This is a genomic window from Actinophytocola sp. (assembly GCF_036555685.1).
In the GTDB taxonomy this organism is placed as follows: domain Bacteria; phylum Actinomycetota; class Actinomycetes; order Mycobacteriales; family Pseudonocardiaceae; genus Actinophytocola.
Window position 1 is genome coordinate 1 of record NZ_DATBKY010000119.1, and the last position, 10326, is coordinate 10326.

10 protein-coding genes are annotated in these 10326 nt (G+C 72.2%); 8 read left to right on the forward strand and 2 right to left on the reverse strand.

Annotated features, from left to right (window positions below):
• Nucleotides 1-22: 22 nt before the first annotated feature.
• Together VH969_RS12740 and VH969_RS12745 are read right to left on the reverse strand one after the other, a co-directional pair.
• Nucleotides 23-817 (reverse strand): tryptophan 2,3-dioxygenase, encoded by a 795-nt coding sequence (locus VH969_RS12740; protein WP_331973920.1) that lies wholly within the window; start codon nucleotides 815-817, stop codon nucleotides 23-25.
• Nucleotides 814-1638: a PaaX family transcriptional regulator gene (locus VH969_RS12745; protein WP_331973921.1), complete on the reverse strand. Its 825-nt coding sequence runs from the start codon at nucleotides 1636-1638 to the stop codon at nucleotides 814-816. Before VH969_RS12745 ends, VH969_RS12740 begins: the two co-directional genes overlap by 4 nt.
• 152 nt (nucleotides 1639-1790) lie before the next feature.
• Between VH969_RS12745 and VH969_RS12750 the strand changes: the two genes are divergently transcribed.
• The 8 genes from VH969_RS12750 to VH969_RS12785 all read left to right on the forward strand — a co-directional run bounded on the left by VH969_RS12750 (nucleotide 1791) and on the right by VH969_RS12785 (nucleotide 10068).
• On the forward strand, nucleotides 1791-2618 hold the full coding sequence (locus tag VH969_RS12750; RefSeq protein ID WP_331973922.1) for an LLM class flavin-dependent oxidoreductase: 828 nt from the start codon (nucleotides 1791-1793) through the stop codon (nucleotides 2616-2618).
• Entirely contained in the window at nucleotides 2618-4702 is a 2085-nt protein-coding gene (locus tag VH969_RS12755; RefSeq protein ID WP_331973923.1) for an oxidoreductase, read from the forward strand. The genes VH969_RS12750 and VH969_RS12755 overlap by 1 nt, the downstream gene beginning before the upstream one ends.
• Nucleotides 4699-5445 (forward strand): creatininase family protein, encoded by a 747-nt coding sequence (locus tag VH969_RS12760; protein ID WP_331973924.1) that lies wholly within the window; start codon nucleotides 4699-4701, stop codon nucleotides 5443-5445. The genes VH969_RS12755 and VH969_RS12760 overlap by 4 nt, the downstream gene beginning before the upstream one ends.
• Entirely contained in the window at nucleotides 5445-6980 is a 1536-nt protein-coding gene (locus VH969_RS12765; protein ID WP_331973925.1) for a benzoate-CoA ligase family protein, read from the forward strand. Before VH969_RS12760 ends, VH969_RS12765 begins: the two co-directional genes overlap by 1 nt.
• An 82-nt stretch (nucleotides 6981-7062) precedes the next feature.
• Nucleotides 7063-7755, forward strand: a complete 693-nt coding sequence (locus tag VH969_RS12770) for an SDR family NAD(P)-dependent oxidoreductase (RefSeq protein ID WP_331973926.1) — start codon at nucleotides 7063-7065, stop codon at nucleotides 7753-7755.
• Nucleotides 7752-8579, forward strand: a complete 828-nt coding sequence (locus tag VH969_RS12775; protein ID WP_331973927.1) for an enoyl-CoA hydratase family protein — start codon at nucleotides 7752-7754, stop codon at nucleotides 8577-8579. The genes VH969_RS12770 and VH969_RS12775 overlap by 4 nt, the downstream gene beginning before the upstream one ends.
• Nucleotides 8576-8974 carry a RidA family protein gene (locus VH969_RS12780; protein ID WP_331973928.1) on the forward strand — a complete coding sequence of 133 codons (399 nt, stop codon included), beginning with the start codon at nucleotides 8576-8578 and terminating at the stop codon, nucleotides 8972-8974. The genes VH969_RS12775 and VH969_RS12780 overlap by 4 nt, the downstream gene beginning before the upstream one ends.
• 2 nt (nucleotides 8975-8976) lie before the next feature.
• Entirely contained in the window at nucleotides 8977-10068 is a 1092-nt protein-coding gene (locus VH969_RS12785; protein WP_331973929.1) for an acyl-CoA dehydrogenase family protein, read from the forward strand.
• Nucleotides 10069-10326: the final 258 nt, after the last annotated feature.

Genomic DNA, 10326 nt, shown 5'->3' on the forward strand with positions numbered 1-10326 from the left:
CGCCGCAGATCGTCCAATGTGGTCACAGCTGGCTCCGCACCGCCCACAGGTCGGGGAACATGGGCTGGAACAACGTGGTCTGCAGGTAGGCGACGCCGGGCGAGCCGCCGGTGCCGGGCTTGCGGCCGATGGTCCGCTCCACCATCTTCACGTGCCGGTAGCGCCACTCCTGCATGCCCTCGTCGAGGTCCACGAGCAGGTCGGCCACCGTGGAGGGCCCGGCGTCGTCGGCGTACACCTGGACCAGGACGCGCTGGATGTCCTCGGACTCCGCCCACTCCTTGCTCAGGTCGCGGTTGAGGTGCTCGGCCGGGACGTCGTAGCCGCTGCCGGCGAGGTAGTGCAGGAACGAGTCGAACAGCGAGCGGCGCGACATCGCCGCGGAGATCCGCTCGCGGAACCGGCTGCCCTTCGCGTACGGCTTGAGCATCCGCTCGTCGCGGCGGCCGAGGACGGCCTCGAGCTCGCGGAACTGGCCGGACTGGAACCCGCTCGCCGCGTCCAGCCGGACGCGGAAGCTCGTGAACTGCCGCGGCGTCATGGTCTCCAGCACGTCGATCTGCGCGACCACGACCTTGAGGATGGTCAGCGCCCGGCGCAGCGTGCGCACCGAGTGCGCGGTGTCGACCTTCTCCATCCGGTACTGCAGGTGTTCCAGCTCGTGCAGCAGCTGCTTGAACCACAGCTCGTAGACCTGGTGGATGACGATGAACAGCATCTCGTCGTGCTCGTCGGAGCGCGGTCTCTGCGCGCCGAGGATCTCGTCCAGCGCCAGGTAGGACGAGTACGTCAGGGCAGCGGACTGGTCTTCGCTCATGGCACGGTCACCTCGTCGAAGTATCGCTGGGCCGCGGGCGCCAGCGCCGGGTACAGGTCGTGGAAGAGCCGGACCGCCTCGGCCCGGTGCTTCGGCGCCGGTACCAGGTCCTCGGGCAGCTCGGGATCGTGGAAGGGGAACTCGCGGAACGTGTGCACCAGGCGGGTGCGCAGCAGCAGGGCCTGCCGGTCGTCCGCGACGTGCTGGTCGCGGAAGTGCTCGACGAACGCGCGGTACCGCTCGTCGAGCTCGTCGAGGTCCCACACGCGGGCGACGAAGACGCCGAAGTCGACCGCGGTGGCGGGCCGGCCGAGCAGCATGCCGGCGTGCGCGGCGACGTCCAGCTCGTCGAGCAGCTTCGCGACCTCCGACTCGCGGTCGTGCGGCGCGAGCCACGTACCGTCCTGCACCGGGCCGAACCCGAGGAAGCGCAGCCGGCGCACCAGCCGGGTGCGGGCGAGCCTGCGGTCCTCGGGGATCGAGTGCCACAGCACGGTCCACGTGGTCTCGTGCCGGGGCGAGCCGCCGAGCGTGAAGATCCGCCGGTCACCCTCGGCGAGCACCGCGAGCGTGCGCGGCGTGAGCGTGTAGTGGACGTGCCGGCCGTCCTTGCTGCGCGCCAGCAGCTCGCGGCCGACGAGGCGGTTCAGCGCCACCCGGGCGGCGCCCGCGGAGAAGCCGAACTCCTCGAGCAGCCGCACGAGCCCGCCCGACCAGACCTCGCCTCGCTCGCGTGGGACGTGGTGCGCGCCGAGCAGGCTCAGCACGAGATCCTGCGGCGCCGGCCGTCCCGCCTCCCCGGAATTAACCCTGTTGGTCACCTTTGGTTGATCCCGTTCAGTTCGGCACGTACTTGTGGCTGGGTTGCGTCCCGGTCCCCTTAGGTGCGGCTCGAAAGACACGCGGTTGTACACGTGCCATGCCCGGACAGCATAGTTGACGCCTCAGCGGGGTCAACCGTAATGTGTCGCGCGTGAAGGTCGGTATCGGGCTTCCCAACACGATTCCGGGCGCGACGGGGGCCCTTCTGGTGGAGTGGGCGCGGCGTGCCGACGCCGGCCCGTTCTCCACGGCCGCGGTGCTCGACCGGCTGGTCTACGACAGCATCGAGCCGTTCGCCGCCCTGGCCGCGGCCGCGGCCGTGACCGACCGGATCGGACTCGCCACCAACATCGCGATCGGCCCGCTGCGTGGCCCGGCGATGCTCGCCAAGCAGGCCGTGTCGGTCGACGCCGTCTCGGGCGGCCGGTTCACGCTCGGCCTCGGGGTCGGCGCCCGGCGGGACGACTACGACGCGGCCGGGGTCGACCGGCGCACGCGCGGGTCGGTGCTCTCCGAGCAGCTCGCGTTCCTGCGCGGCCGGCTGGACGGCTCGGGCATCGGGCCGGCGCGACCCTCGATCGGGCTGCTGGTCGGCGGGTCGAGCGGGGCCGCGTTCGCGCGGATGGCCCGCTACGCCGACGGCTACGCGCACGGCGGCGGCCCGCCGCGCGCGTTCGGCTCTGCCGCGACCCGGGCCCGGGCGGCGTGGCGCGACCTGGAGCGGACCGGCGAGCCGATGCTGTGGGGCCAGGGCTACTTCGCGTTCGGCGACCCCGGCAAGGGCTGCGACTACCTGCGCGACTACTACGCGTTCACCGGCCCGTTCGCGGAGAAGATCGCCGCCGGCAACCTCACCTCGGCGCGCGCGGTGCGCGACTTCGTGCGCGGGTACGAGGCGGAGGGCTGCGACGAGCTGATCCTCTACCCCACGGTCGCCGATCTCGACGACCTGGACCGGCTGGCCGAGGTGCTGTCGTAGTGCGCGTCAACGTGGTGGGCGCCGGACCGTCGGGCTTGTACCTGGCGATCCTGCTGAAGAAGCTCGACCCGGCGCACGAGATCACCGTTGTGGAGCGCAACGCGCCGGACGCGACGTTCGGCTGGGGCGTGGTGTTCTCCGAGGAGACGCTCGGCGCGCTGCGCGACGCGGACTACGCCACGTACGTGGAGATCACCGACTCGTTCGCGCGGTGGACCTCGATCGACATCCACTACCTCGGCACCGTGCTCCGCTCGTCCGGTCACACGTTCTCGGCGATCAAGCGCACGCACCTGCTGGACATCCTGCAGCGCCGCGCCCGTTCGCTCGGCGTCGAGCTGAAGTTCGGTGTCGAGGTCGCCGCGGCGGAGCCGGCCGACCTGATCGTCGCGGCGGACGGGTCGAACAGCACGCTGCGCCGGGCCGGGGAATTCGGCACGACCGTGGAACCGCAGGGCTGCAAGTACGTGTGGTTCGGCACCGACCTGGTGTTCGACGCGTTCACGTTCATCTTCAAGGAGACCGAGCACGGGCTGTTCCAGGTGCACGCGTACCCGTTCGACGAGCACACCAGCACGTTCATCGTGGAGACGCGGGCGCGGACGTGGCGGCGTGCGGGCCTGGACCGCATGTCCGAGGAGGAGAGCATCGCGTTCTGCCAGCAGCTGTTCGCCGACGAGCTCGGCGGGCACCGGCTGATGTCGAACAAGTCGATCTGGCTCGACTTCCCCTTGGTGCGCAACAGCTCCTGGCATGACGGGAATGTCGTGCTGATCGGCGACTCGGCCCACACGGCGCACTTCTCGATCGGGTCGGGCACCAAGCTCGCGATGGAGGACGCGATCGCGCTGGCGAACAGCTTCGTACGGCACCCGGCGAGCCTCGAGGCGGCGCTGACCGACTACGAGCTGGAGCGCCAGCCGGTCGTCGAACGGTTCCAGCAGGCGGCCGGCGACAGCGCCGCGTACTTCGGCCGGGTCGCCAGCTACACGCACTTCGCGCCGATCCAGTTCGCGGCCAACCTGCTCACGCGCAGCGGCCGGATCAGCCACGCGAACCTGACCCAGCGCGACCCGCACCTGATCCGCGTGCTGGACGCCTGGTTCGCCGCGTCCGCGACCGGGGCCGAGCCGGCGCGTGGCGCGGTCGCTCCCCCGCCGATGTTCGCGCCGAAGCGGTTCGGCGGGCTGACCGTGCGGAACCGGGTCGTGCGCGAGGGCGGCGACCTGCTCGCCGCGGCGCGGTCGGGCGCGGGACTGGTGCTGTCCGGGTTCGTGGCGGTGAGCGAGGACGGCCGTACGTCCCCGGCGTGTCCGGTGCTGGACGACTCGTGGGCGCCGGTGGTGGACAAGGTGCACGACGCGGGCGCGGTCGTGGGCGTGCGGCTCTCGCACGCGGGCCGGCGCGGCGCGGTCCGGGAGTCCGGTGTGGACGTTCCGCTGCGGGACGGGTGGCCGCTGGTGTCGGCCTCACCGCTGCGGTACGCGCCGTTCGGGGCGGTCCCGCGGGAGATGACCGACGCCGACATGGCGCGGGTGCGGGACGACTTCGTGGCCGCGGCGACGCGGGCCGCGGCCGCCGGGTTCGACGCGGTGTCGCTGGACCTCGCCGACGGGTACCTGCTGGCGAGCTTCCTGTCCCCGCTGTCGAACCGGCGGGACGACGAGTACGGCGCCGACCCGCTGCGGTTCCCGCTGTCCGTCGTGGACGCCGTGCGCGCGGTCTGGCCGGCCGACCGGCTGCTCGTGGTCCGGCTGACCGTGCTGGACTGGGCGCGCGGGGGGCGCACGATCGAGGACGGCATCGAGCACGCGCGGGCGCTCGCCGAACACGGTGTCGACCTCGTGCACATCCGCGCGGGGCACACGACGGCGGGCTCGCGGCCGGAGTACCGGCGCGGCTACCTGACCACGCTTTCCGACCGCGTGCGCAACGAGGCCGGCGTCGCCACGCTGGTCGGCGGCTACCTGACCACGGCCGACGAGGTCAACACGATCGTGGCCGCGGGCCGGGCCGACCTCTGCGTGTTCGAACCGCCGCCGAGCCCGCTTGACGTGAGCGGGAGCGACGGAGCGTTCTCATGACATCCTTCGCCGAGCTCACCTCGCCGCAGGTAGCCGACCTGCTGGCCGGCCCACGCACACCCGTGCTGCTGCTGCCGGTCGGCGCGGTCGAGCCCCACGGCCCGCACGCCCCGCTCGGCACGGACGAGCTCATCTCCGCCGGAATGTGCGCGCGGGCCGCCGAGCGGCTGGCGACCGACCCCGGCCTGCGGGTGCTCGTGCTGCCCGCGCTGAACTACGGCGTCACGCACATGAGCGCGGGCTTCTCCGGTGCCGTCTCGATCGGCGCGGACACCTTGCGTTGCCTGGTGCTCGACGTCTGCCGGTCGCTGAAGGACAGCGGGCTGCACCGGATCGTCGTGGTCAACAACCACTTCGAGCCCGCGCACGTCACCGCCCTCCGCTCCGCCGTCGCCGAGGCGGAGGTCGCCCACCTCGACCTGCTGCGCCGCGCGAACGTCGCGCGGCTGACCGCGGAGTTCCGGTCCGGCTCGTGCCACGCCGGCCAGTACGAGACCTCGCTCGTGCTCGCCGACCGCCCCGAGCTGGTCGACCGGGACGTCATGCGCGAGCTGCCCGCGGTGCACGTTGACATGCCGGCGTTGATGTCGGCCTCCGGCGGACGCGCCGACTTCGCCGGCCTGGGCATGGACCGTGCGTACTGCGGCTCGCCCGCGAGCGCCTCGGCCGCCGAGGGCGAGTCCACTTTTGACACCCTGACCGACCTGCTGGTCGAGCTGATCCGGGAAGTGGGGCGCGGTTGATGCGGTACGAGGACCTGCCCGAGCGACTCAACGTGGCCGACTACTTCGTCGACCGGAACCTCGCCGAGGGCCGCGGCGCCCGGACGGCGCTGCTCACCGACGCCGGCCCGACGACCTACGCCGAGCTGGCGGCGCTCGTGAACCGGATCGGCAACGTCCTGCTCGAGCTGGGCGTCCGGCGCGGCGACCGGCTGCTGCTCGCGCTGTCCGACGGCGTGGAGTTCGTCGCCACCTGGTACGCGGCACAGAAGATCGGCGCGGTCACGGCCGAGGTCTACACGTTCCTGCCGGCCAAGGACTACCGCTACTACCTCGACTACACGGGCGCGAACGTCGTGGTTGTCGACCCGGTGACGCTGGAGAAGATGCGCGAGGCGTCCGAGGACCGGCACCGGTTGCTCGTGGTGGGTCAGGCCGACCTGCGGGCGGGCGAGCACGACCTGCGGGCGCTCGCCGCGCAGGCGCCGGACACGCTCGATGCGGCGCCGACCACGAAGGACGACGTGGCGATCTGGAAGTTCACGACCGGCAGCACCGGCGCGCCCAAGGCGTGCGTGCACACCGCGGTGAGCCCCGTGCTCAGCCACCACGGCTACGCCCGCGGCGTGCTGGACATCGGGCCGGACGACGTCGTCCTGCCCGTGCCGAAGCTGTTCTTCGGCTACGCCCGCGACCTGGCCGCGCTGTACCCGTTCGGCGTCGGCGGCGCGGGCATCGCGTTCCCCGAGCGCACGACCGCGGACCGCATCTTCGAGCTGATCGCCCGGCACCGGCCGACGATCCTGGTGAACGTGCCGACGATGATGAGCGCGATGGTCGCCCACCCGTCGGCGTCCACTCAGGACCTCAGCTGCCTGCGGCTGACCACCTCGGCCGGCGAGGCGCTGCCGGCCGAGCTGCACCGCAAGTGGGACGCGGCGTTCGGCGTGGAGGTGGTGGACGGCATCGGCTCGTCGGAGGCGTACCACATCTACATCTCCAACCGCCCCGGCGCGGGCCGGCAGGGCACCTGCGGGCAAGCCGTGCCCGGCTACACAGCCCGTGTCGTCTCCCCCGAGGGCACCGAGGTGCCGGACGGCGAGGTCGGCACGCTCGAGGTCTCCGGTGGCACGGTGGCGCTGGAGTACTACCAGGACGCGGCGAAGTCCGCGGCCACCTACCGCGGCGACACCGTCCACACGGGAGACCTGTTCAGCCGGGACGTCGACGGGTTCTTCACCTACCACGGCCGCGCGGACGACCTGCTGAAAGTCGGCGGGATCTGGGTGGCGCCGAGCGAGATCGAGCACTGCCTGATCGGCCACCCGGACGTCGTCGAGTGCGGCGTGGTGGGCCACGAGACCGACGGGCTGGTCCGCACGCGCGCGTACGTGGTGCGGCGCGACGGGGCGGCCGTCGAAGGCGAGGCGCTGCGGGAGTACGTGGGGTCGCGGCTGTCCGGGCACAAGCGTCCGCACGAGGTCGTGTTCGTCAGCGAGCTGCCGCGCACGAGCAACGGCAAGCTCGACCGGCGCGCACTCCGGGAGCTCTCGTGAGCGGAGCTTGCGGAGCTTGCGGAGCGAACCATCGAACACAGGGCGAGCGCGAGCGGCGACCCGGAGCCCGCGAGGGGGCATCGTGAGTCGTCTCGTCGTGATCACGGGCGGCACCAAGGGGATCGGCGCCGCGATCAGCCGGCGGTTCGCCGACGCCGGCGACAAGGTCGTGGCGCTCGGCCGGGCCGACCTCGACGTCACCGACGAGGTCGCGGTCGGGCACGTGCTCGGCTCGCTCGGCGAGATCGACGTGCTGGTCAACAATGCCGGCATCGCCACGAGCGCGCCCGTGCACCGCACGACCGTGGAGGACTGGCAGGCGCAGCTGGAGGTGAACGCCACCGGCGCGTTCCTGTGCACGCGGGCCGTGCTGCCGGGCATGCGGGAACGGGACCGCGGCCGGATCGTCACCGTCGCGTCGACCGCCGCGCACGTCGGCCAGCTCTACACCGCCGGGTACACGGCCTCCAAGCACGCTGCGGTCGGGCTCATGCGGACGGTCGCGGCCGAGGTCGCCGGCAGCGGCGTGACCGCGAACGCCGTCTGCCCGACGTTCGTGCGCACGGACATGACCACCCGCACGATCCGGCGCGTCGCCGAGGCGACCGGGCAGTCCGAAGAGGACAGCGAGACGTCGATCGCGCGGCTCTCGCCGCTCGGCCGGCTGCTCGAGCCCGACGAGGTCGCGTTCGCCGTGGCGTTCCTGGCGGCACCGGAGGCGGGTGCGATCAACGGCCAGACGATCGTCCTGGACGGAGGAGGAATACAGGCATGAGCCCCTTTCGGGCGTCGCCCGGGTTCACGGGCAAGTGGGAGCACTTCGACTTCGGAGTGGCCGATGGGGTCGCGACGATCACGTTCTCCCGGCCGGACAAGCTGAACGCCCTGACGTTCGACGTGTACGCCGACCTGCGCGACGTGCTCGCCGAGCTGCCGCACCGCGGGGACGTGCGGGTCGTCGTCATCGCCGGGCAGGGCCGCGGGTTCTGCTCCGGCGGGGACGTCGAGGAGATCATCGGCGAGCTGCAGAAGATGCAGGCCGCGCAGCTGCTGGAGTTCACCCGGATGACGGGCGCGGTCGTGAAGGCGTTGCGGGAGTGCCCGCTGCCGGTGATCGCGTCGATCAACGGGGTTGCCGCGGGCGCGGGCTCGGTGATCGCGCTGGCGTCGGACTTCCGGCTGCTCGCGTCGTCGGCGTCGTTCGCGTTCCTGTTCACGAAGGTCGGCCTCGCGGGGGCGGACATGGGCTCGGCGTACCTGCTGCCCCGCCTGGTGGGGCTCGGCCGCGCGACCGAGCTGCTGGTCCTGGGCGACAAGGTCCCCGCGGAGCGGGCGGACGCGATCGGGCTGGCGACCTCGGTGGTGCCCGACGCCGAGCTGGCCTCCGCGACCTCGGCGTTGGCGCGCCGGCTCGCGGACGGGCCCGCGCTCGCGTACTCGACGACGAAGGTGCTGCTGACCCGGGAGCTGGACATGGACCTCGGCAGCTCGATCGAGCTGGAAGCCATGACGCAGGCGCTGCTGATGAAGAGCGACGACCACGCGGAGTTCTACAACGCGTGGGTCGCCGGGCGGCGTCCACAGTGGAGTGGTCGATGAACCGCATCGTCAACGCACCCGGGCTCGCCGAGCCTGTCGGGTTCGCGCACGCGGTCGTCGCGGGTCCCGGGCGGACCGTCTACCTGGGTGGGCAGACCGCACAGGACTCGTCCGGCGCGATCGTCGGGTCGTCGCTGGTCGAGCAGTTCGACGTCGCGGCCGGCAACGTCGTCGCGGCGCTCGCGGCGGCGGGTGCGTCCGCGGACGACCTGGTGTCGTTGATCATCTACACCACCGTGGTGCCGGAGTACCGCGCGTCGCTCGGCGAGCTGGGTCCGGTGTGGCGCAAGCACTTCGGCCGTCACTACCCCGCGGTGGCGCTGCTGGGCGTGGCCGAGCTCTTCGACTCCGCCGCCAAGGTCGAGCTGGTCGGGACGGCGGTGGTGGCCTCGTGAGCCTGCTGGAGCGCAGCGTTTCGGTCGCCCGTTCCCTCGCGCCGGTGGCGGCGGCGGGTGAGCCGGGACGGGTCAACCTTCCGCTGTTGAAGGCGCTGGCGGCGGCGGGGTTGCTGGCGGAGATCTTCCGCCGGTCCGGCTCCGGGTACGAACCGACGTCGGCGATGGCGCTGTGCGAGATCCGCGAGGGCCTGGCGCGCCACTGCACGGAGGCGGAGACGGCGTTCGCGCTGCAGGGGCTGGGGGCGTACCCGATCCTGCTCGCCGGTTCGCAGCCGGTCGTCGAGGAGTGGCTCCCACGGATCGCGGCCGGCGAGATCGCGGTGGGCTTCGCGTTGACCGAGCCGGGCGCGGGCTCGGACGCGGCTTCGCTCGCGCTGTCGGCGGTCCCCTCGGGCGACGGCTTCCGGCTGACCGGTGAGAAGGCGTTCATCTCGAACGCGCCGGACGCGTCGGTGTACTCGGTGTTCGCGCGCACGTCGGACGCGGGCTCGCGGGGCATCACGGCGTTCGCCGTCCCGGGTTCCTCGGGCGGGCTCTCGGGCACGCGGCAGACCATGGTGTCGCCGCACCCGATCGGCCGGCTGGTCTTCGACGACGTGTACGTGCCGGCTTCCTTCGTGCTCGGCTCGGTCGACGACGGCTGGCGGGTCGCGATGCGGACGCTGGACATGTTCCGCCCGAGCGTGGGCGCGTTCGCGCTGGGGATGGGCCAGGCGGCGTTGGACGCGGCGGTGGCGCACACGGCTTCGCGGCAGGCGTTCGGGCGTTCGCTGCGTGACTTCCAGGCGGTGTCGCACCAGCTGGCGGACGTCGCGACGCGGTTGCACGCGGCCCGCCTGCTGGTCCACGACGCGGCGTCGGCGTACGACTCGGGGCAGGGTCGCACGGGTCACCTGTCCGCGATGGCAAAGCTGTTCGCGACGGAGACCGCGCAGGTAGCCGTGGACGTGGCGATCCAGGTGCACGGCGCGCGGGCGCTCGAGCAGGGGCACCTGCTGGAGCACCTCTACCGGGAGGTCCGCGCACCCCGCATCTACGAAGGCGCAAGCGAGATCCAACGCGAGATCATCGCCCGCCACCTGTACCGCTGACCGTCCACTCCGGCGGCGCTGGGGCCGGGCGGGGCTGCGGATGCGAATGCAAACACCCCGGCGTAGACGTGTCCGTGCCGGCCAGGGGGACCCCTGGTTCTACGGTAGTCGCGAACTCTGACGGAAGCGGGCGCGTGGCGGCTCGCTGTGGACAAGCTGCGCGGTTGTGGACAACTGACGCCGCCGCACTGCGAGGTCGGTTGTGGACAACTGACGCCGCTGCACTGCGAGGTCGGTTGTGGACGGACGACGCCGTGG

Coding starts and splice junctions, on each gene's coding strand:
- VH969_RS12780 (WP_331973928.1), top strand. CDS start 8,576: ATGAACCGCATCGTCAACGCACCCGGGCTCGCCGAGCCTGTCGGGTTC.
- VH969_RS12765 (WP_331973925.1), top strand. CDS start 5,445: ATGCGGTACGAGGACCTGCCCGAGCGACTCAACGTGGCCGACTACTTC.
- VH969_RS12760 (WP_331973924.1), top strand. CDS start 4,699: ATGACATCCTTCGCCGAGCTCACCTCGCCGCAGGTAGCCGACCTGCTG.
- VH969_RS12775 (WP_331973927.1), top strand. CDS start 7,752: ATGAGCCCCTTTCGGGCGTCGCCCGGGTTCACGGGCAAGTGGGAGCAC.
- VH969_RS12740 (WP_331973920.1), bottom strand. CDS start 817: ATGAGCGAAGACCAGTCCGCTGCCCTGACGTACTCGTCCTACCTGGCG.